This is a genomic window from Micromonospora sp. NPDC048842, assembly GCF_040649935.1.
Classification (GTDB): domain Bacteria; phylum Actinomycetota; class Actinomycetes; order Mycobacteriales; family Micromonosporaceae; genus Micromonospora; species Micromonospora hortensis.
Genome location: NZ_JBEZGK010000015.1, coordinates 73726 through 95421, shown reverse-complemented (window position 1 = coordinate 95421; position 21696 = coordinate 73726). Strand labels below are relative to the sequence as shown.

Below are 21696 nucleotides of genomic sequence, written 5' to 3'. Positions count from 1 at the left end.
ATAGCCTCAGAACACACCACGCGAGCGGCGCCATTCCGGCTGCTCACGAGGTCGGTCCAGTCGATTCGAGGAACGTGAGGGAGGTGGGTCCCGTGAAGATCTTCACCTATGAGCGTCTGGCGGCGATGCCGTCTGTCTGCGCTCCGCTGTCGGCTGTCCGAGTGGCCCTCGTGGCTTCACGACCGTCGGTTCCACAGGTGCACCAGGTTCAGGCCGAGCTGATCCTGACCGTCGCGCCTGCTGGAGTCGAGGGGACCAGTGGCTTCACGGGCAATGGCATCCGGGTCGCCAAGAAGCGCATGGATGTCCGCGGCGTTCCACCTCGAGGTAAACCGGTCTGACCATCAGACTCCGGCTCACCTCGAGGCCGCGGAACCCGCTTACCGGGATCCGCGGCCTCAGTTTTTTGCCCGCCGTAAGTACGTCGGAATGCGATCCACGAGATCGAAGTGAGAGAGAGGTGACCGGGAGATGAGTCTGGCGTTGGCCCCCCTCGACATGAGCGTCGAGATGGAGGCGAACCTGCCCTGCCGGAAGTTCGACCCCGACCTGTGGTTCTCCGACTCGCCCACCGAGCTCGAGCTGGCCAAGTCACTCTGCGGGGACTGCCCGCTGCGTGTCGAATGCCTGGCCGGAGCCGTTGAGCGAGCGGAGCCGTGGGGCGTCTGGGGCGGCGAGATCTTCGAGCGTGGCGCGGTTGTCCCGCGTAAGCGGCCCCGTGGCCGTCCGCGTAAGGAGGACGTCGCCCGTGACGCCGCGCTTCGGGTCGAGGCCGAGGCGCGCCTGGCGGCCAGTGGGCTGTCCGAGGTGCGTGGCGCGGTCCGGCTGGCAGCCTGACATGTTCCCGACCCGTTCCAACTACGCCGGTGGCACACCGGCAGTGAGTGAGAAAACGATGTTGAACGTTCCGAGTGGAGCCTTCGAGATGCAACTACTCCACGAAGCGTTGACCCGGGCTCGAATGCGCCGGCCTCAGGCCGGTCGTACCACCACGAGCACTGAGGCAACCCGATCCGCCCGTACCGTCGCCATGACCGGCCGCAACCAGGCGGCTCGCGACCTGGGTGTTCTCTAGTACCACCCCACGCAGAAGGGCGGGTGCCGACCGGCACCCGCCCTTCCCCATGTGTTCAGCCGCCCTGGGCCTCGACGTGGTCACGCCTCGACGGTCAGGCGACCGGGGCGAAGCCGGGCAGCCAGCGCTCCAGGATGCTCCGGTAGGGGGCCTTCGCCTCCAACTGGCAGAGCACCCCGATCGACCCGAGCGTCACCCGGTGGATCAGCAGGTACGACGGGGGCAGGTTGAGCCGCTTGCTCAGCTGGTACGTGGGGGAGCGAGGACTGGCCAGTCGACCCGCCTCGGCCCGTAGCCAGGCCCGCGTGAACCGGAAGCCGTCCGCCGCGATGGGCTCCAACATGGGGCGGAGGAAGTCGAGCACCCCCTCGGCGTCGATCTCCTCGGCCGAGCCGATGAACCCCTCCGACCGCAGCCCCGCCACCACCTCGTCGGCATCGCCGCGCAGGGCCATCGCGGCGATACGACCGATCGGCTCCGGGGTGCCCTCCGGCATCCGGGCCACCGCACCGAAGTCGATCACCCCGAGTCGACCGTCGGGCAGCAGCCGAAAGTTTCCCGGGTGCGGGTCGGCGTGCAGCAGCCCGGCCCGCTGCGGCGCGGAGAGGTGCAGGGTGGCCATCAACCGGCCGGCCTCGTCCCGATCCTCCTCGGTGCCCTCGCGGATGATGTCGGCCAGCGGGGTGCCCGTCACCCATTCGGTGACCAGCACCCGGGGCGAGGCATTGATCACTTCCGGGATGAAGATCTCCGGGTCGTCGGCGTACGCGGCGGCGAAGGTGCGCTGCGACTCGGCCTCCAACTCGTAGTCCAACTCCTCGGTGATCCGTTCGCGCAGCTCGGCCAGGAGCGGCTTGACGTCCAGGCCGGGCTGGATGGCTCGGAACATTCCGCCCAGGCGGGAGAGCTGCTTGAGGTCGGCGAGCAGGGCATCGCCGGCCCCCGGATACTGGATCTTGACCGCCACGTCGCGGCTGTTCGGTTCGCCCGACTCGTCGAAGCCTGGCTCGCGCCAGCGCGCCCGGTGAACCTGGCCGATGCTCGCGGCGGCGGCCGGGACGTCGTTGAACTCGACGAAAAGGTCCCGCCAGTCGGGGCCGAGCTGCTCGGTCAGCACCTTGTGCACGCTGGCGACCGGCAGCGGTGGCGCCGCCTCCTGCAACTTCGTCAGCGCCTGCCGGTAGGGCGCGGCGATCTCCTCCGGCAACGCGGCCTCGAAGACCGACAGTGCCTGACCGAACTTCATCGCCCCGCCCTTGAGCTGGCCCAGCACGCTGAACAACTGTTCGGCGGTGCGCTGCTGAATCTCCGCGGAGATCACGTCGGAGGCCAGCCCGGTGACGCGCTTTCCCATCCCCAGAACGGTCCGGCCGGCGAAGCCGAGCGGCAGGGCGGCGAGCTTGGCGGTGCGGGACACGGCGCGGCGCGGGATGTCGGTCACCCGGTCATTGTTACCGACCGGAGGGCCCCGCTGCTGCTCTGCGGCTGGGCTGGTGCGGACACTCGGCCTCCCGAGCACCCACACGCCGGGTGTGGCGGCCAACCCCGACGACGAAAACGGCCCGCACCGGTGATCTCCATGGCACTGCCCAGCGTCTCCGGCTGGCCGCCGTCCAGCTGCGCCAGCGCCTCGGCCAGGGCGTACCCGCAGGCGACGAGCAGCGTGCCGGTCGTTGCGGCGGCCACCGGGTCGGCGGCGGCGAGTTGCGCGGCGAGCCGGGGCCAGTCCGGGTCGCGGTCGGCTCGGTGCAGCTCGACGCAGTGCAGGCAGGGCCCGGCGGGTGGGCGGACCAACGGCCCGATCACCGGCACGCCCTCGCGCAGTGTGACCAGCAGGTGCGGCTGCCGACGCTGGGCGAGACCGGCGGCGAGCAGCGCGGGAGGCCGGTCCGTGCCGAGCTGGACCACCAGGTCGATCCGTAGGGCGCGGCTCGGGCGGGTGCCGGTGCCCGGTGCGACGCGGTCGACCGCGGCCCGCACCGCCGGTGCGAGCGGTCGACCCAGTTCGGCGGCGGGGATGCCAGTGCCGATCAGGTCGACGGGGCGTACCGAGCCGGTGAGCTGGGGAATCACCCGCCCCACGCCGGACTGGGCCAACGCCACCGTCAGCGGCCCGCCGAGCGCCCCGGCGCCGGTGAGCAGGACGCGGGCGGCGCGCCGCCTACGCAGGACCTGCGCGGGAGTGCCGGGCAGTCGGGCGGCGGCCAGGGCGAGCGCGCCGGCCTCCGCCGCGAGCCGGGCGCGGACCGGGCCGGTCAGGTCGCGGGGGAGCAGGCTGTGCGCGGGCACCAACAGGCCGGCGGCCCGCAGGGTGTCGAGCAGGGTACGCGCGTCGTCGGCACTGACCTGGGCGGATGCCGCCTGGGTCACCACGGTCCGCTCGCTGCGGGTGCCGTCGAGCAGGTCGAGCAGGTGGGCGGCGCGGGGGTTGGCCAACTCCAGTAGGGCGGCCGGCCCAGGGCCGATGCCGAGTTGGAGAGTGTGCCGGTCTCGCCAGAGCCGGTTGAGGCCGGGCAGCAGGGTGGGGCGGGGCAGTACGGTGCGACTCATGGTCACGAATCGTGACCGCATCTTCGCGTTCAGTCGATCGTTGTCCACAGGCGGTCAGGCCGCTGTCCAGCGCTATCCACAGGATTTGGCAGGTTTTCCACAGCCCCTCGCGCCTGTTGTCGGTCACCCGACAGGGCATCACCCGACAGGGCATCGCAGCAGTGGCACGAACTCCCGATTCGGCAACGGGGGTGGGGTGGCCAGCCGGCCACCCCACCCCCGTTCACCCGTTCGGGTCAGACCTTGGCCTTGCCCAGGATGCGGTTCACTGTTGTGCCGCACACCGGACACTTGCCCTTGGCCATGTTCATTCCGGTCTTCGAGACCTCGACGTGCCCCTCGAAGTCCCGCTTCTCCTTGCACTTCACGCAGTAACCGTTGTAGGTCGTCTGGGCCTGGTCGGCCACGGTGCCCTCCTCGTCTCGTCCGCCGGTCAATGCCGTCCCGGCGGGGTGCCCGGCGGCGGGCCACACGGGGCGCCGGCGCTGGGTCTCACTCCGCGGCCACCTTCGTGACCGCTGGTCCGCGGACCCTACCCAGGTCTGGGCGGTTCCATGTCAGCTGTGCATCGACACTGTGAGCAAGTCGACGTCGAGAGTGTGCATGGCGAAATAGGTCGGATAAGTCAGTTTGGCGGGGACACGCCGACCAAACCCTGACAGCCACCCGTGCGAGTGCCCCCGCGGCGGCATCCGGGGCGGTGATCACCTACGGTGGAGACGTGCCGCGCACCGGCGTCATCGGCGTTCACCAAGGGTGACGAGATGGCGCGATGACGCTGCGGTCAAGAAATTTTCGGGACGCGTGGCGACCAATCACCATTTTCCGGGCGCGCGTCGTGCGGTTGACTCTTGCGGACCCCTGGTCAGTGGGCATTAGCTTGCCTTCGTGACACGTAGTCGAGGCTGCGCGGGCCAGTGATGGCGGGGACGCGCAAGCCGGTCGTCGAGGTGCGGCGCAGTCAGCGTCGACGACGCACGGTGTCTGCGTACCGTGACGGTGAGCGAGTGGTCGTCCTCATCCCCGACCAGTTCTCCCGTGCCGAGGAGAGCGAGTGGGTCGACCGGATGCTCGCCCGGCTCGCCGCCCGGGAGGGCCGCCTCGCCCGCTCCGACGACGAGCTGCTGGCTCGGGCCAATCGGCTCATCGACCTCTATCTCGCCGGATACGCCGCGAAGGCGGTGCCGGCCAGCGTCCGATGGGTCACCAACCAGAACGGTCGGTGGGGCTCCTGCACGCCGGCGGACCGCAGCATCCGAATCTCACACCGCGTCCAGGAGATGCCCGAATGGGTGATCGACTACGTGTTGCTGCACGAGTTGGCGCACCTCATCGTGCCCAGCCACAACGCCCGGTTCTGGGCGTTGGTCGGTCGCTACCCCAAGGCGGAACGCGCCCGCGGCTACCTCGAAGGGGTCGCCGCTGCCTCCTCCTGCGCGCCGCTCCCCACCTGATCCACCCCCGCTCCGAGCCTCTGGACGCCGCGCGACGAGATCCACTCGCCTTCCTGAATACCGCGCTATCCGAGTCTCCCGGACACCGCGACTTCAATGGAACCGAGTCGATCATGTCGCTGAGCCCCGCGCCGGGTCGTGGGTCGGGCCGGGTGAGGTGGTTGGGTGGGGTGGGGCGCTAGGGTCGGGGGATGGCGCGACGGGTTGTGGTGGCGTTACTCGGGCCGGTGCACTGGTCGCCGCCCGGCGTCGACCTCGCGCAGTGGCGAGCGGCGCTCGCGGAAGACGTAATCGACCTGTTCGCCACGCTCAACGAGGTGGAGGTCGCTGTCGCGGTGACCCCGGCTGACCGGGCCCTGGCCGATGCGCTGGTGTGGCCCGGCACTTCGGTGTACGAGGTGGCCGAGCCGACGCCTAACGCCGTGTTCGCCGCGCTGGAGGGGTACGACCAGGCGGCAGTGCTGGTCAGTGACGTGCCTGACCTGCCCGCCCTGACCGTTGGCAAGCTGCTCCGCCCACTCACCAGTCGGCCGGTCGCCGTGGCGCCGGTCGAGGGCGGCGGCCCCGGTCTGCTCGGGGTCGCGGTACGACTGCCCGCGCCGGACTGGCTGCCGACGCTGGAACTGGACACGGCGACGCCGGCCGAGGCGCGCGCCAACGCCCCGCGCCCGGGTGACGTGGCGGTCACCACCGGCTGGCGGCGACTGCGCGGCCCGGCCGACCTGGCCACGCTGGACCCGGCCTTCGAGGGTTGGGAAGCGACCCGCGCCCTGCTCTCCGGGTCGAGCCGACCCACCTGAACCGTCGGCACCGCCGAACGCGCCGTGGGTACCCGCCGTCGATCTGCGGGCACCCACGGCGCAGGCCGTCGATGCGCGGACGTCAGGACTTGGTGTCGCCCTCGCCGTCGGTCTCGTCGGACGGGCCGGGCTGATCCGACTGGCCGGGGGCCTTCTCCTCCACCCCGCCGGGGGCGGAGAAGTCGAAGCTGTCCAGCTCGCTGAGGTCCATGTCGTTCATCGCGAAGGCGACCGGGTCGGCGAAGTCGTCGTCCGACGGGAGCAGGTCCGGGTGGCCCCAGACGGCGTCGCGGCCCTCGATGCCCCGGTGCTGGGTGAGCGCGGCCCAGAGCGCCGCGGCCTCGCGCAGTCGGCGGGGGCGCAGTTCCAGACCGACCAGCGCGGCGAAGGTCTGCTCGGCGGGACCGCCGGCGGCCCGGCGACGGCGGAACGCCTCGCCCAGCCGGACGACGTTGGGCAGCCGGTCGCTGGCGGCGCTGTCGACGACGTGGCACACCCAGCCCTCGACCAGGGCGAGCGCGGTCTCCAGGCGGGCCAGTGAGGCCTTCTGCGCCGGGGTGTCCTCCGGGGTGAAGATGCCCTCCAGGGCGATCGCCTGCATCGACTCGGGGTCGGTCGGGTCGACCCGGCCCATCGCCTCCTCGATCGCCTCCCGGTTGACCCGGATGCCCGAGGCGTACATCTCGACAGCGCTGAGCACATGCCCACGCAGCCACGGGACGTGCTGGAACAGCCGCTGGTGGGCGGCCTCGCGCAGCGCCACGTAGAGGCGGACCTCGTCCTCGGGCAGTTCCAGGCCCTCGCCGTACGCCCGGATGTTGGCGGGGATCAGCGCGGCAGTGCCGGCCGGGCCGAGCGGCAGCCCGATGTCGCCGGCGGAGAGCACCTCCGCGGCGAGCGAACCGAGGGCCTGGCCCAGCTGACCGCCGAACAGCGCGCCACCGAGGGAGGCCACCATCGACTGCATCGGGCCGAGCTGGGCGCGCGCCTCGGGTGGCACCAGGTCGCCCATCGCGCCGACCATCCGGCTGGCGACCGGGTCGCACAGCTTGCGCCACACGTCCAGTGTCTTGAAGATCCACTCGTTGCGGTTCCACGCAACGGGGTTCTGGATACCGGAGGGCCACGCCGAGGCGGGCTCCAACCACAGGTCGGCGAGGCGCAGCGCCTCCTCGACCGCGTTGCGCTCGTACATCGACACCGCCGGGTCACCGGCGGCCGCGAGCTGGCTGGCTGCTACCTGCCGGGCCAGGTCCCAGTTGACCGGCCCACTGCCCGGAGCGGAGAGCAGGTGCTGCAACTGCGACATGAACTGCTGCATCTGCGCGGGATCGTTGGGGTCTGGTGGCTGCCCACCCGGGAGCGCGAAACCGAACGGAATATCAGGCACGACATCTACGGTACGCGGACCGCGCCCCAGGTAGCCGCCGCTGGCGTTGCGCTGAGGGCGAAGTCGCGTGGCGCATCCGGCGGGTGACCCGCAGCCGGTCGGTACGCTCTGCGGCATGAGACGTCGTGGCCTGACGGTCCTGCTCGGTGCCCTGTTCACCGCCCTGCTGAGCATCGGGGTGCTCCGGGTACCGATTCCGTACGTGGTGCTGGGCCCGGGGCCGACTGTCAACACCCTCGGCACGACCGACGGTAAAGAGGTCATCCAGGTCTCCGGTCGGGAGACCTCGACCTCGGCCGGCCAGTTGCGGCTGACAACGGTGGGGGTGCAGCCCACTGTGCGGTTGCGAGGGGCGATAGCTGGTTGGTTCTCCGACGACGAGGCGGTGGTGCCGCGTGAGCTGGTCTACCCGCCGGGGGAGTCGACGGAGCAGGTCGAGCAGCGCAACGCCGAGGACTTCAAGGCGTCGCAGACCAGCGCGGAGACCGCCGCGCTGCGGGAGTTGGGCTTTCCGGTGCAGGTGGTGATCAAGACGGTGGCCGGGGACGGCCCGGCGGCCGGGGCGCTGAAGGCCGGCGATGTGATCACCTCGGTGGACGGCCAGCCGGTGCCGGTGGCCGCGAAGGTCACCGAGCTGGTCCGGGCCAAGCCGGCGGGCACGGCGTTGACCATCGGCTACACCCGTGACGGCGTGCCGGCCACCGCGACGGTAACCAGTCAGGAGCAGGACGGCCGACCGCGGATCGGTGTCGAGATCGATCAGCAGCAGCCCCACCCGTTCACGCTCGGCATCGACCTGGGGGACATCGGTGGGCCGAGCGCCGGGCTGATGTTCGCCCTGGGGATCGTGGACAAGTTGACCCCGGCCGACCTCACCGGCGGCCAGATCATCGCCGGTACCGGCACCATCGACGACGAGGGCGCCGTCGGCCCGATCGGCGGGATCGCCCAGAAGCTGGTCGGCGCCAAGCGCGCCGGGGCGAAGGTCTTCCTGGTGCCGGCGGACAACTGCGCCGAGGCGGTCCGCAACCCGCAGCCCGATCTGCCGCTGTTGCGGGTGGGCTCGTTGGACGAGGCGATGACCGCTCTGGAGACGTTGCGGGCGGGTGGTCAGCCGACGCGTTGCTGACCGGTGTGACCGTGCCCCGCCACGCTCAGGAACACCCCGTACTCTGGGTGCCTGGTCGGAGCCGATCATATCGAGCGTGCGGAGCCAACAGTGGTCATGCGTAGCAGCAGCCCCCTCCCGAGGATGAGCCGGCGCGGGCGCGTCACCATCGCGGTCCTGGTCGGGGTGTTCGTGCTCTTCACCCTGCTCGGCTGGGGTGTCCAGGCGTGGACCGACTGGCTCTGGTTCGACGAGGTTCGCTACACCGAGGTCTTCACCGGCGTCCTGCTCACCCGGCTGGTGCTCTTCCTCGCCATCGGCCTCGGCATGGCGCTGATCGTCGGCGGCAACCTCTGGCTGGCCTACCGGTTGCGCCCGCGACTGCGTCCGCACTCGGTGGAGCAGGCGACGCTGGAGCGCTACCGCATGGTGCTCAGCCCGCGTCTCGGCACCTGGATCTCGCTGACCGCCGCTGTTGTCGGGCTCTTCGCCGGTCTCTCCGCGCAGAACCGGTGGAACCAGTGGCTGCTGTTCCGCAACGGCGGTGACTTCGGCATCAAGGACCCGGAGTTCGGTGTCGACATCGGCTTCTACGTCTTCCAACTGCCGTTCTGGCGTTACCTGCTCGGGGTCGCCTTCACCGCTGTGGTGCTGGCCGTGATCGGCGCGCTGGCGGTGCACTACCTCTTCGGCGGGGTCCGCCTGCAGGGCGTCGGCGACCGGATGAGCAACGCGGCCCGCGCGCACCTGAGCACCCTGGTCGCGGTCTTCGTGCTGTTGAAGGCGATCGCGTACGTGTTGGACCGGCGGGCCATGCTGCTGGAGTACAACGAGGGCGCCAAGTTGTACGGTGCCGGCTACGCCGATGTCAACGCGTTGCTGCCGGCGAAGGAGATCCTCGCCTACATCTCGATCGTGGTCGCCATCGCGATCCTCGTGTTCTCCAACGCCTGGATGCGCAACCTGGTCTGGCCGGGGATCTCGCTGGCGCTGCTCGGCGTGTCCGCGGTGGCCATCGGCGGCATCTACCCCTGGGCGGTGCAGACCTTCGAGGTCAAGCCGAGCGCCAAGGACAAGGAAGCGCCGTACATCCAGCGCAGCATCGACGCGACGCGGGCGGCGTTCGGGTTGGGGGCCACCGAGACGACCCCGTACGCGGCGAACAACCTCACCCCACCGGGGAACCTGGCCACCGACACCTCTGTGGTGTCGAACGTGCGGCTGCTCGACCCGCAGTTGGTCAGCGAGACGTACACCCAGCTCCAGCAGGTGCGTGGCTTCTACGACTTCGGTCCGAAGCTGGACATCGACAGGTACGGGGTGAACGGCAAGGTCTCCGACTACGTGGTCGGCGTCCGGGAGATCAACTACGGCGAGCTGACCGACCAGCAGAACACCTGGATCAACAGGCACACCGTCTACACCCACGGGTACGGGCTGGTGGCCGCCCCGGCCAACCAGGTCGTCTGCGGTGGGCAGCCGTTCTTCGTCTCCGGCTTCCTCGGCGAGAAGACCCAGGAGGCGTGCTCCTCCCAGACCGAGCAGATCCCGGCCAAGCAGCCGCGCATCTACTACGGCGAGCGGATGGCGGCCGACGACTACGCCATCGTCGGGCAGTCCGACCCGAACAAGAAGGCCGAGTTCGACAGGCCGGTCGGTGAGGGCGGCGGCGAGTCCTACACCTACACCGGTGAGGGCGGCGTGGAGATCGGCTCCTTCACCCGGCGACTGCTGTACTCCATCAAGGAGCAGGAGTCGAACTTCCTGCTCTCCGAGGCGGTCAACAAGGACTCCAAGCTGCTCTACGTGCGTAACCCGCGCGACCGGGTGGAGAAGGTCGCGCCGTTCCTCACCCTGGACGGCGACCCGTACCCGGCGGTGGTCGACGGTCGGGTGCAGTGGATCGTGGACGGCTACACCACTGCGGCCTCCTACCCGTACGCGGAGAAGGTCAACCTGCAGACCGAGACCACCGACGAGTTGACCAACCGGGGCACCTTCCAGTTGGCCCGCGAAGACGTCAACTACATGCGCAACTCGGTGAAGGCCACGGTCGACGCGTACGACGGCACTGTGAAGCTCTACGAGTACGACGACACCGACCCGGTGCTCAAGGCGTGGAACAAGGCGTTCGGCGGCGACCTGGTGCTGCCGAAGGCGGAGATCCCGGTCGAGCTGAGCGAGCACCTGCGCTACCCGGCGGACATGTTCAAGGTGCAGCGCAACCTGCTCACCAAGTTCCACGTGACGAACCCGGGTGACTTCTACTCCGCACAGGACTTCTGGCAGGTGCCCAACGTGCCGGACGCCCCGGACAGCGGTCAGAAGCAGCCTCCGTACTACCTGTTCACCCAGTTCCCCGGACAGGAGAGCCCCCGGTTCCAGCTCACCTCGGCGGTCACCCCGAACGGCCGGCAGAACCTCGCCGCGCTGATCTCCGGGTCGTACGTCGACGGGCAGCCCCGGCTGGAGGTGCTGGAGTTGCCGGATCAGACCCGGATCTCCGGCCCGGTGCAGGTGCACCAGCAGATGACCAACAACGCGAACATCCGTCAGCAGCTCAACCTGCTCTCCAGCAACCAGGCGCAGGTGCAGTACGGCAACTTGCTCTCGTTGCCCTTCGCCGACGGGATGCTCTACGTCGAGCCGGTCTACGTGAAGAGCAACCAGCAGGACGCGTACCCGCTGTTGCAGAAGGTGCTGCTCTCGTACGGTGACGGCGGCTCCTTCGTGGCGCTCGCCGACAACATCAACGACGGCATCAAGCAGCTGGTCGAGCAGGGTAAGAAGGCCGGGCAGGGCACTTCGCCGCCGCCGACGACCGGGGGCAACCCGACGACGCCGACGCCGACTCCGACGCCTTCGGGGACGGCGGCGCCAACGCCGACCCCGAGCGCCGGCACGCCACCGCCGACCGGTGACCTGGCTGCCGCCGCCGACCGAGTGCAGACCGCGATCACCGAGGTCCGGGCCGCGCAGACGTCAGGCGACTTCGAGCGGTACGGGCGTGCGCTGAAGGCCCTCGACGAGGCGCTCACCGCGTTCCAGCAGGCGCAGCAGGCCGCTGGTGCGCCGGGTGCCAGCCCGAGTGCCGGAGGCTGACCCGCCACCGCCAGCAGTTTCTCCCCGAGCCCCCGTCGCTCGGACCGCATCAGGTCCGAACGGCGGGGGCTCGGCCGTTGTCTGATCTGTGCGTATCTGTCACGTCACCGACAGCACCCTCCGCGCCCGCAACCTGCGGCGCCGGTCCGCCGTCCTCAATGCAACGGGGTGGGGACGAGGGGGAACAGTCGTGCGGGACGCGCAGAGCTTCGATGACTTCTACCGCAGCACCGCCCGGCGGACGCTGCGGTACGGCTATGCGGTCGCTGGCGACCACAGTGAGGCGCAGGACCTGGTGCAGGAGGCGTACACCCGGGCCTGGCGGCAGTGGGGGCGACTGTCGTCGCATCCGGCGCCGGAGGCGTGGCTGCGGCTCGTGGTGGCCCGGCTGGCCACCGACCGCTGGCGGCGCCTGCACCGCTGGCGGGTGGTGCTGAGCCGTACCGGACCGCCGGCGGTCGCACCCCCGCCCAGCGAGGACGGGGTGCTCCTGGTCGGAGCGCTCCGGCAGTTGCCCGCCAAGCACCGGCAGGCGCTGGCCCTGCACTACCTCTTCGACATGTCCGTCGAGGAGATCGCCCGGGAGACGGACGTCCCGGTCGGCACCGTGAAGTCCTGGCTGTCCCGAGGTCGGTCCCGGCTGGCCGCGCTGCTGCCCGACCTCAGCGCAGTGGAGTTGGAGGCGAACGATGTCAGTTGAACTCTCTGACCTGTACCGGTCGCTCAGCACCGTCGCGGACGGGCACGAGCTGACCCATCCCGAGTCACTTCGGCGGTTCGCCGACCGGCGGGCCCGAGCCCGGGTAGCCGGTTCGACGCTCGCGGTGGCGCTTCTCGTGGGCGGGGTCGCCGTCGGTGGCCGACTGGCGTACCCGGCGGACGGCTCCGCACCGCTGCCACCGCCCGCCGACATCCCCGGCCCGCTGCCGACCGGGGCGACCGCGACCTCACGACCGTCACCGACGCCGACCCCGGCGTCGACACCGTCGTCCCCGCCGCCGTCGCGGACCAGCCCGAGCGGTACGCCGTCGCAGCCGGCCACCGGATCCGCGGCACCTCGGCCGCCCACCTCGATCCCGGACCGCGCCTTCTTCGTGCTGGCGGCCCCGAACCGGACCGGACTGGAATCCTCGGGGGAGGGTCCGGCACTGCCGACGCTGTGCGGGACGCCCCTGCCCAGCGACTCGGCAATGGTCCAACGCCGTGGTCGCTACCTGGCCTACAAGTTGGCGGAGACGCCGACGGGGCACGTGCCGGACGGCAGCTACCGGCACACCATCACCATCTACCGGGCAGGCCGCGCCGACGACGCGTTGCGGGAACTGCGGCAGGCCGTGCGCGGCTGCCCCGACCAGAAGCTGTCCGACGACAACAGGACGTGGCGACAGCGGCTGCTGGCCTCGGGGGCGTACGGGGACGGGTCGGTGCTGTTCGAGATGCGGGCGCCGATGCCGGACGGGATGGGCGAGCCGGGTACGGAGGAGGTTCGGCTGATCCGGGCGGTCCGGGTCGGCGATGTGGTGACGGTGCTCTGGGAGCAGGGTTGGGAGCACACGGCGGTCGTTCGGTCCCAGGTCGATGCTGACAGTCGACGGGCGGTCGCGGCGATCGAGAACTGGCTCGACTGACTACGACCAGGTCAGAGCTGTCCGTGTCGGTGGTATCGGAGTCGCTTTGCGGTGTCCCGGGTCGGTGCGCTACGGTTAGCGAGCCGACGCGGGGTGGAGCAGCTCGGTAGCTCGCTGGGCTCATAACCCAGAGGTCGCAGGTTCAAATCCTGTCCCCGCTACGAGAGAAACACCAGTTCGAAGCCCGTCTCCGGTTCGCCGGAGGCGGGCTTTCGACATTCCGGGGTGCCGGCCACAGCGGATGGCGACCCCACTGATCATCGCCCGGAACGGGTGAGTTAGTCTTAACCAGTCGACGCGGGGTGGAGCAGCTCGGTAGCTCGCTGGGCTCATAACCCAGAGGTCGCAGGTTCAAATCCTGTCCCCGCTACCACTGAAAGTGATATGAGTCCGGCCCCCACACTGTGGGGGCCGGACTTGTTTGGTGCCGTTGTCGGAAATGAGAGGCCCGGAGGGGCCGGCACCTCGTCGGCGCCGACCCCCGGCGGGTTCTACCGCAGGCCGAAGGCCCGGGTGACGGTCTGGGTGACGCCGCCGCCGTTGCGCTGCTTGGCGGTGACCCGGATCGACACGAAGTCGGCCCGGTGCGGTGCGTTCAGCGACGTCTGCCAGGTTCCCTTCTTCTCCCGCAGGGCCTGCCGCTGCCAGGTCGCCCCGTCGTCATAGGAGATCTCCAGCTGAAGTGACGACACGGCGTCCCGAGCCGCGGTGCTGCCCACCACCACGGGCGTGATCGAGAAATCGGTTCGGCGCTTCGTCCGACCCGCGAAGTCCACGTCCGTTCCGTAGTCCAGTTGGACCAGCGGGATGGCCTGCACCTCGGTGCTGCCGCCGGAGACGAAGCTCCACTCGGTGTGCGTGGCGGTCGAGTACGGGCTGAACTCGGGCTTGCCAGTGGTCTCGACGACCAGTCGGTACGGCAGCTTCTCCGGCGACAGGTCACCCGCGCCGACCTCCGGCCAGCCGTCGAACTGGGTCAGCTGCTTGTCGCCCTGATAGAACGTGGCGATCTGCGACATGCTCGCCCCGCCGCTGTGTGCGGCGCCCGCGTCGCCGAACCCCTGGATGTAGGCGCTCATGGCGGTCTCACCACGGAACGGGATCTCGGTGCTGAGCAGCCGAGGCCGGGTGATGGGCCCGAACCAGCGGTCCTTCTGGACGCTGCCCGGCCGGTACGCGATGGCCTCCGTGTTGGACCGTGCCCAGTCGGCGACGTCGGCGTACTGCATCCACTTGATGCCGCCACCCGCAGAGACCCAGTCGGTACGCGGCCCCGGCGCGACCGGCTCGAACGGGAACGGCCGTGCCGCCGCGTACTCGTACGGCGGGAAGTCCATCCGGGTCTCGCTGGACTGCTTCCCCGGAGGCGGGGAGAAGGTGAGATCGATCCGGGCGAGGTTGCGCGGGTCGGTATTGGCGGACGGGTCCTTCGGCACCCCGCCACTGTGGTAGTCCACCAGGTCGTACAGGTACTTCGCCCTGGGGTGGGCGGCCACTACCAGTCGCACCGGGGTGCGGCCCGCGGCGGTGATCTTCTGGATCAACGCCTCGCCCTCGTCCATCGTCACCGAGGCCACCGGGACCGGTCCGGTCGTCATGGCGTCGGGGTTGCCGTACCAGTCGCTCTTGCGACCCGCACGGTCGTTGACCACGACGAGCATCGCCGCACCGGCGGTGTGCGCCGCCGTCGCCTGGTCAGTGGGGGTCACCGAGTCGTTGCCGCGGACGACCACGGCCTTGCCACGGGCGGAGACGCCGGCGTAGTCGGCGGTGCCGCCGACGCCCGCGAAGACGGCGTCCAGGCGCGAGGTGCCGTCGGGCAGCGGCGGGGAACCGGGCTGCGCGAGCGGGTCGCCGAGCTGCCGGCCGTGGTAGCTGATTGCCAGTGGCGTCTGCGCGGCGCGGATCCGGGTGGTGAAGACGAAGCTGCCCTTGCGCACCTTGTCCCCGGTCGGCAGGGCCCACAGGCTGTCGTAGGCGGCACCCGGCCAGAACGTCTCGCGCAGGGCGCTCCAGTCGGTGGGCGTCGGCTCGCTCGAGGTGAAGGAGCGGTAGACGTCGATTCTGCTGTTGACGACGGCGGTCGGCTGGGGTGTCGCCACCTTCACCTGGCGGGCCCGCGCGGCGTCGAGTTCCACGACCCGGTTGGTCGTCAGGTCCACCTCGGGAACGGTCAGCATCGCGAGCCCGAGGGAGCGGGGCCCGTGCAGACCCTCCACGTCCGCCGCCGTGACGACTGTGTAGGAGCCGGGCGCCAGGCGGGCGGTGAGCTTTCCGTCCGGCACCCACATGAAGGCGGAGCCGGTCTCGGCGTTGACGACCTCGACCTCACCGCTCATGGGCCGGCCGGCGCGGTCCTTCAGGTGGATGGTGAGGTCGTACTTCCTGGACTCGACGGCGACCCCGACGGCCGTGTGCACCTCGCCGGCGGCGAAGCGGGCCGTGACCTGGGCGGAGTACCTGCCGGCGGAAAGGCCGGCCGGGGCCACCACGACGTCTACCGTCGCGCTGGCCCGAGCGGGCACCGTGACGCGGTCGGCGGTTGCCGTGAACGTCTGCGCCGGGGCGGCGCCGTGGTCGACGGAGAGCGCCAACGCGATCGGGCTGTCAGTGGTGTTGGTGTAGGTGATCGTCCGCGTGATGGGCTGTGGTGTGGTGGCCCAGCCGACGAGTCCGGCGTCCACCGACCCGGACGCGGTGATCTGGTCCTGGTGGTAGGCGGCGGCGACGTTCAACCGACCGCTACCGGCCTGGTAGGCGTCGTAGTCGGGAGTGCGGACGCTGGTGCTCATCAGCGCGTCCTTGATCTGCCGCGCGCTCCACGTCGGGTGCTTCTGCACCAGCAGGGCGGCCGCCCCGGCGACGTGCGGCGCAGCCATCGAGGTGCCACTGTCGGCGTAGTAGTAGCCCTCACCCCAGGGAATGTGCTGCGAGCGCGCCGCCAGCACGTCCACCCCGGGAGCGGTCATGTCGGGCTTGAGGGCCTCGTCGTTCATCCGGGGCCCGCCGCTGGAGAAGCCCGCCAGGTGGTCGGAGGTGTCCACCGCGCCGATGGTCAGCGCGGCGTCAGCGGTGCCCGGCGCACCGAGGGTGTACGGGTCTGGTCCGCTGTTGCCGGCGGCCACGACGAAGAGCGCACCCGTCTCGGCGGTCAGCTGGTTGACGGCCTGGCTCAGCGGGTCGTCCTGGGTGTGCCAGGCGCTCACGCCGAGGCTCATGTTGATCACTTTGGCGTGCTCGGCCCGTGCCGCCCACTCCATGCCCGCGATGATCCCCGAGATGGACCCGCTGCCGTACTCGTCGAGGACCTTGCCGATCACCAGGTCGGCGTCGGGGGCCACGCCCCGTTCCTTGCCGCCGGAGGCGGCGCCCGTCCCGGCGACGGTGGAGGCGGTGTGGGTGCCGTGCCCGTTGCGGTCGATCACGTCCTGGCCGGGGATGAAGCTCCGGGAGGCCACCACCTGGTCGGCGAGATCCGGGTGGGTGGTGTCCACCCCGCTGTCCAGGACGGCGACCCGGACACCGCTGCCGGTGCCACCAGCGGCCCACGCCGCGGGGGCGCCGACCTGGGCGGTGGTGTCGGCCAGGGTGGCCTTCGCCTTGCCGTCGAGCCACACCTTGTCGACGCCGGCCGCGAAGGAGGGTGCCGGGGTGGCAGCGCTGCGGCCGGTCGGCGACTGTCCACTGGTGAGGGCCGACCAGAAGTTCGCGGCCTGCGATCGGCGGGTGCGGATCGCCTCACCACTGACGGAGGGGAGCTCCATCGTGGTCCGCGCGCCCGGCAGGGTGGTGCCGGTCCTGAGCTTCGCCGATCCCGTCGTGCGGGTGACGATCAGGGGGAGTTCGGCGGTCCGCGCGTCGTCGTAGCCCTGGGCGATGAGCTGGGTGACGTCGAACAGTTGCTTGTCGAGTCGACCGGTGGCGAGGTACGGCAGCGCCTCGTCCGGGTACACGTAGGTGTCCTGGCCCTCCGTCGAGACGCGTACGGAGCCGGTGGCGCCCGGGGCGCGCTTGACGTCCACCGATCCGGCTGCGCCGTGGACGCCCGGGGTCACCGTCACCTGGTCGCCGGTGATCAGCGTGACAGTGACGGGGGTGCGGTCCGCGCTGCCACTCGGAGCGGGTCTCGTCGGCGGCGGTGGGGGTGGCGGGGCGCCGTGCGCCGCCGTGGGGGTGAGGAGAGCGGCGACGACTGTGACGCCGACCGCTGCCGCCGCAGATCTTCGGGTGCGAGAGATCCGCGCACTGTCTACAGAGTTGAGCATGAGGCGAATCCGATCACCTCGAGAGATTCATGTAAAGATCATCATCTTTGCCGGGATGTTGCTAGCGCGTTGCGCACCGCCCGGGGAGCTTTCGGACCATCCGGTCCCGTGATTCGGCGTGGACCGACGTGCCGAGGTTGCGCCCTTCGGCGAGGATGGGCACATGTCTTCATTCGGTAAGTGGTGGGGCCGCCTGAGCGCGGTCTTCGGTGCGGTCGTACTGGCGGTCTTCGTGCCGGTCGCGGCCTGGGCGTCCACGGGCACCGGCGAACTCGTGGTGGAGGCCGCCCGTCGGCGAGGCCGCAGCGGCTTCGGGGTGCTTCCGCTGCTCTGCTGCCTGGTGGTGGTCGCGATCGTCGTGTTCCTGGTGTTGCGTCTGATGCGCAACCGCCGGGGTGGCCCCCCGCGCTGACCGGGCCCGAGGCGTCGGCGGGTCACCAGCGGCCGGCTTCGAGCCGGCCGCCGGTGCTCACACCGCCAGGGCCGCGATGGCCTGGGACAGGAAGCGCGCGGTGGCCTCGCGGGTGCCGTCGCGCTTGACGCGGATGCGCTCGGCGGCGGTGACCAGCAGGGTGCGCACCTTGGCGTGCCCCTTGGGCGGCGGCGCCGGCGCCGGCCCGAGCAGATCGGCGATGCTGGCGCCGAACTCGGCGGCACGTCGCTGGGCCGGGTCGGTGATGCTGCCCTCGGCGTAGCGGCGCACCGCGGCACTGGCGTTCAGCCCGCGCTCGTGGCCCAGAATCGCGCCAACCTCACCATTTGTGGTCAGAAAGTTGATCACGTCGGCGACCGTTTCCGGGTGGCGGGTGCCCCGGAACGCTGCCCAGTACATCGACGCTCGCGCCCACTGAGCCCCCGGCGGGCCGGGCACGCCGACGATGCCCAACTCGGACTCGGTGAGCCGTTGCAGCTCCGGTAGCTGGTGCGACCAGGCGAAGGACGCCGCCGTCACCCCGCTCACCACCAGCTGCCTGGCCGGCTCGCCGCTGTCGGCCTGCTCGACCAGGGCCGCGCTCGGCGTGGCTCGGCCCCGGCGGGCCCGCTGCCACAACTCGAACCACGCGATCAGCTCGTCCGCGCCGAAGCCGAGCTGGTTGCCCCGGTAGAACTCGCCGCCCTGCGACCGCAGCCAGAGCCAGAGCGCCCGGTAGTCGCCCGACCCGTCCATGGTGCCGGCCACCCGGCGGTTGCTGGCCTCGGTGACCTGCGTGGCCCAGGAGATGTAGTCGGCCCAGGTCATCCCGGCGCGGGGCTCCGGCATCTCCAGCTCCCGCAGCAGATCCCGGTTGAACACCACAGCGGCGTGGGTCTGCCCGGCGGCCACCGCCATCGTCCGCCCCTCCACGGTGCCGTAGCGGATCAGACCCTCCGGCAGGCCCCGAAGATCCAGGTGATGATCGGTGAGGTCGAGGATGACCTGACGTTGGCTGTACTCGGTCAGCATGGCGTCGTCGATCTGGATCAGGTCCGGTACGTTGCCGCCGCCCGCCTGGGTGGCCAGCCGGTCGTAGTAGCCGTCGGCGCCCTGCCAGGTGACCCGGAAGGTGACCCGGGGGTTGCGATCCGAGTAGAGCCGCAGCGCCTTCTCGGTGAGCTCGGCCCGCTTGGTGCCACCCCACCAGAAGACCGACAGCTCGACGGGCCCGTCCTGGGTCGAGGTGGCGGCGCCGTCGCTGCACCCCGCCAGCCCGCCGGACGCGAGCAGAGGTGCGCCGAACAGCGCGCCGAGCAGTCGGCGCCGGCCCGGGTCGGCGCCGAGGCGGTCGAGCTGCTGTCGAACAACGGGCACGGGGCTCTCCTGGACCTACGGGGGTGGCGGTCGGACCATTCACGCAGGCAGCACACGAAGGTGTCAACGTCCGTCCGGTCACCCTCGGCTGGGTGGTCGAATCAGGCCCCTCCAATGTCGCGTGGTGTACTAGGGCGCGTGGAACTTCTGCACTCGGGCAAGGTCCGGGACGTCTACGCCGACGGCGACGACCTGATCCTGGTGGCCTCGGATCGCATCTCGATCTACGACGTGGCGCTGCCGACGCCGATCCCGGACAAGGGCCGACTGCTGACCGCGCTCTCGCTCTGGTGGTTCGAGCAGCTCGCCGACATCGTGCCGAACCACGTCATCTCGGCCACCGACGTGCCCGCCGAGTTCGCCGGGCGGGCCATCCGCTGCCAGCGACTGGACATGGTCCCGGTCGAGTGCGTCGCCCGCGGTTACCTGACCGGCGGCGGCCTGCGGGAGTATGAGCAGACCGGCGCGGTCTCCGGCGTGCCACTGCCGCGAGGGCTCGGCGAGGCGTCGATCCTGCCCGAGCCGATCTTCACGCCGTCGAGCAAGGCCCCGGCGGGCGAGCACGACGAGCCGATCACGTACGACGACGTGGTGGACAAGGTGGGTCAGGCCACCGCCGAGCGGCTCCGGCAGATCACCATCGACATCTACCGGCGCGGCGCCGAGTTGGCCGCCGACCGGGGCATCCTGGTCGCCGACACCAAGATCGAGCTGGGTTGGGCGCCGGACGGCACCCTGGTCCTCGCCGACGAACTGCTCACCTCCGACTCGTCGCGATTCTGGCCGGCCGAGTCGTACCAGCCGGGCCGGGTGCAGTTCTCCTACGACAAGCAGTACGTGCGGGACTGGGCCACCGGCAGCGGCTGGAACAAGCAGGCCCCCGCCCCGGACATGCCGGCCGAGGTGGTCGAGGCGACCCGGGCTCGCTACATCGACGTCTACGAGAGGCTCACCGGCAACCGCTGGGAGTGACCGCCGCGGCGGCGCTCACTCAACCCAGTCGAGGGTGCGCTGCACGGCCTTGCGCCACTGGCGCAGCTCCTTCTCGCGCAGGTCCGGGGCCATGGCCGGCTCCCACTGCGCGTCGGAGCGCCACTGCGCCCGCAGGGTGGCCAGGTCCGGCCAGAAGCCGACCGCCAGACCGGCCGCGTACGCGGCGCCCAGGCAGGTGGTCTCGGTGATCCGGGAACGGACCACCGGCACGTCGAGCACATCGGCGAGGAACTGCATGAGCAGACCGTTCGCTGTCATCCCGCCGTCCACCCGGAGACGGCGCAGCGCCACATCCGAGTCGGCGTTCATCGCGTCGACCACCTCGCGGGTCTGCCACGCCGACGCCTCCAGCACCGCCCGCGCCAGGTGCCCCTTGGTGATGTAACCGGTCAGGCCGGCGATCACCCCGCGGGCGTCGCTGCGCCAGTGCGGGGCGAACAGCCCCGAGAACGCCGGCACCACGTAGCAGCCGCCGTTGTCGTCAACGGTGCTGGCCAATTCCTCCACCTCGGCGGCCGTGGAGATCAGGCCGAGGTTGTCGCGCAGCCACTGCACCAGCGAGCCGGTGACCGCGATGGCGCCTTCGAGGGCGTACGCCGGTGGTTGGTCCTTGATCCGGTAGGCGACCGTGGTGAGCAGGCCGTGCGTCGACGGGACCGGGCTGGCGCCGGTGTTGAGCAGCAGGAAGCTGCCGGTGCCGTAGGTGCACTTCGCCTCACCCGGCTGAAAGCAGGTCTGCCCGAACAGGGCGGCCTGCTGGTCGCCGAGCGCACTGGCCACCGGCACCCCGGCGAGCACCCCGCCGGCCGTGCCGTAGACCTCGGCGGAGCAGCGGATCTCCGGCAGCATCGCCGCCGGAACACCCACCGCGTCCAGCAGCTCCGGAGCCCAGTCCAGGGTCGTGAGGTCCATCAACATGGTCCGGCTGGCGTTTGTCACGTCGGTGACGTGCTCGCCGGTCAGCTTCCAGATCAGCCAGCTGTCCATGGTGCCGAAGAGCACCTCGCCGCGCTCGGCGCGCTCGCGCAGGCCGTCGACCTCGTCGAGCAGCCAGCGCAGCTTCGGCCCGGCGAAGTAGGTGGCCAGCGGCAGGCCCGTGCGGGCCCGGAACCGCTCCTCGCCGTACGCCGAAGCAAGCTCGCGCAGCAGCGGCCCGGTCCGGGTGTCCTGCCAGACGATGGCGTTGGCCACCGGGCGGCCGGTGGCCCGGTCCCAGACGACAGTCGTCTCCCGCTGGTTGGTGATGCCGACCGCGGCCAGCCCGGACGCGTCGGTGCCGGCGGCCCGCAGCGCCTCGGTGACCACCTGCTCGACGTTGTCCCAGATCTCCTCGGCGTCGTGCTCCACCCACCCCGGTCGGGGGAAGATCTGCCGGTGCTCGCGCTGGGCCACGGCGACGATGTCCCCGGCCCGGTCGAAGACGATGCACCGCGAGGAGGTGGTGCCCTGGTCGATGGCGGCGACGTACTGGGGGGTCACCGCAGCACCGTACCCGGACGGCGGCGCGGCGCGACAGGCGTCATCACGGGTTCCGGCCCGCCG

At 70.7% G+C, this 21696-nt stretch carries 17 protein-coding genes and 2 tRNA genes; 12 read left to right on the top strand and 7 right to left on the bottom strand.

The genetic code is table 11. The features are described from left to right. The first annotated feature begins 92 nt into the window (after nt 1–92). Nucleotides 93–341 (top strand): hypothetical protein, encoded by a 249-nt coding sequence (locus AB0C19_RS21615; RefSeq protein WP_357187987.1) that lies wholly within the window; start codon nt 93–95, stop codon nt 339–341. 130 nt (nt 342–471) lie between these two features. After that, nucleotides 472–837 (top strand): WhiB family transcriptional regulator, encoded by a 366-nt coding sequence (locus tag AB0C19_RS21610; RefSeq protein ID WP_030337583.1) that lies wholly within the window; start codon nt 472–474, stop codon nt 835–837. Nucleotides 838–1169: 332 nt separating this feature from the next. Here the strand turns inward: AB0C19_RS21610 and AB0C19_RS21605 are convergent, their stop codons facing one another. From AB0C19_RS21605 to AB0C19_RS21595, 3 genes are all read right to left on the bottom strand, one after another. Next, a complete protein-coding gene (locus AB0C19_RS21605; protein WP_357187984.1) occupies nt 1170–2516 on the bottom strand; it encodes an AarF/ABC1/UbiB kinase family protein in 1347 nt (448 codons plus the stop codon). Beyond that, nucleotides 2513–3625, bottom strand: a complete 1113-nt coding sequence (locus AB0C19_RS21600) for a TOMM precursor leader peptide-binding protein (protein ID WP_357187982.1) — start codon at nt 3623–3625, stop codon at nt 2513–2515. Before AB0C19_RS21600 ends, AB0C19_RS21605 begins: the two co-directional genes overlap by 4 nt. A gap of 236 nt (nt 3626–3861) precedes the next feature. Then, the gene (locus AB0C19_RS21595) at nt 3862–4032 is read right to left on the bottom strand and encodes a DUF5679 domain-containing protein (RefSeq protein ID WP_167457767.1); all 171 of its coding nucleotides are present in this window, start codon (nt 4030–4032) and stop codon (nt 3862–3864) included. Between the two features lie 513 nt (nt 4033–4545). Here AB0C19_RS21595 and AB0C19_RS21590 point away from each other — a divergent pair. After that, complete coding sequence (locus tag AB0C19_RS21590) at nt 4546–5079, top strand: M48 family metallopeptidase (protein WP_357187980.1); 534 nt, start codon at nt 4546–4548, stop codon at nt 5077–5079. A 191-nt stretch (nt 5080–5270) separates the two neighbouring features. Next, nucleotides 5271–5879 (top strand): hypothetical protein, encoded by a 609-nt coding sequence (locus AB0C19_RS21585; protein WP_357187979.1) that lies wholly within the window; start codon nt 5271–5273, stop codon nt 5877–5879. A gap of 82 nt (nt 5880–5961) precedes the next feature. Here AB0C19_RS21585 and AB0C19_RS21580 read toward each other — a convergent pair whose 3' ends face one another. Continuing rightward, nucleotides 5962–7269, bottom strand: a complete 1308-nt coding sequence (locus tag AB0C19_RS21580) for a zinc-dependent metalloprotease (protein ID WP_357187977.1) — start codon at nt 7267–7269, stop codon at nt 5962–5964. A 115-nt stretch (nt 7270–7384) separates the two neighbouring features. Between AB0C19_RS21580 and AB0C19_RS21575 the strand changes: the two genes are divergently transcribed. The 6 genes from AB0C19_RS21575 (at nt 7385) to AB0C19_RS21550 (ending at nt 13480) form a co-directional block, all read left to right on the top strand. Next, nucleotides 7385–8398, top strand: a complete 1014-nt coding sequence (locus AB0C19_RS21575; RefSeq protein WP_181518365.1) for a PDZ domain-containing protein — start codon at nt 7385–7387, stop codon at nt 8396–8398. Between the two features lie 96 nt (nt 8399–8494). Continuing rightward, nucleotides 8495–11479: a UPF0182 family protein gene (locus AB0C19_RS21570; RefSeq protein WP_357187975.1), complete on the top strand. Its 2985-nt coding sequence runs from the start codon at nt 8495–8497 to the stop codon at nt 11477–11479. A gap of 190 nt (nt 11480–11669) precedes the next feature. After that, on the top strand, nt 11670–12179 hold the full coding sequence (locus tag AB0C19_RS21565) for a SigE family RNA polymerase sigma factor (protein WP_357187973.1): 510 nt from the start codon (nt 11670–11672) through the stop codon (nt 12177–12179). Further along, on the top strand, nt 12169–13107 hold the full coding sequence (locus AB0C19_RS21560) for a hypothetical protein (protein ID WP_357187971.1): 939 nt from the start codon (nt 12169–12171) through the stop codon (nt 13105–13107). Before AB0C19_RS21565 ends, AB0C19_RS21560 begins: the two co-directional genes overlap by 11 nt. An 87-nt stretch (nt 13108–13194) precedes the next feature. Next, a tRNA-Met gene (locus AB0C19_RS21555) sits at nt 13195–13268 on the top strand. A 135-nt stretch (nt 13269–13403) separates the two neighbouring features. Continuing rightward, nucleotides 13404–13480, top strand: a tRNA-Met gene (locus AB0C19_RS21550). A 118-nt stretch (nt 13481–13598) separates the two neighbouring features. On the opposite strand, the gene AB0C19_RS21545 is transcribed toward AB0C19_RS21550, so the two are convergent. Further along, nucleotides 13599–17372, bottom strand: a complete 3774-nt coding sequence (locus AB0C19_RS21545; RefSeq protein ID WP_357187969.1) for a S8 family serine peptidase — start codon at nt 17370–17372, stop codon at nt 13599–13601. A gap of 163 nt (nt 17373–17535) precedes the next feature. On the opposite strand from AB0C19_RS21545, the gene AB0C19_RS21540 reads away from it, so the two are divergent. After that, nucleotides 17536–17784 (top strand): hypothetical protein, encoded by a 249-nt coding sequence (locus tag AB0C19_RS21540; RefSeq protein ID WP_030336617.1) that lies wholly within the window; start codon nt 17536–17538, stop codon nt 17782–17784. Between the two features lie 57 nt (nt 17785–17841). On the opposite strand, the gene AB0C19_RS21535 is transcribed toward AB0C19_RS21540, so the two are convergent. Further along, nucleotides 17842–19161 carry an extracellular solute-binding protein gene (locus tag AB0C19_RS21535; RefSeq protein ID WP_357187966.1) on the bottom strand — a complete coding sequence of 440 codons (1320 nt, stop codon included), beginning with the start codon at nt 19159–19161 and terminating at the stop codon, nt 17842–17844. Between the two features lie 138 nt (nt 19162–19299). Between AB0C19_RS21535 and AB0C19_RS21530 the strand changes: the two genes are divergently transcribed. Beyond that, nucleotides 19300–20133, top strand: a complete 834-nt coding sequence (locus AB0C19_RS21530; protein WP_357187965.1) for a phosphoribosylaminoimidazolesuccinocarboxamide synthase — start codon at nt 19300–19302, stop codon at nt 20131–20133. Between the two features lie 15 nt (nt 20134–20148). Here the strand turns inward: AB0C19_RS21530 and glpK are convergent, their stop codons facing one another. After that, nucleotides 20149–21633 carry a glycerol kinase GlpK gene (gene glpK / locus AB0C19_RS21525; RefSeq protein ID WP_357187963.1) on the bottom strand — a complete coding sequence of 495 codons (1485 nt, stop codon included), beginning with the start codon at nt 21631–21633 and terminating at the stop codon, nt 20149–20151. Between the last annotated feature and the right edge of the window lie 63 nt (nt 21634–21696).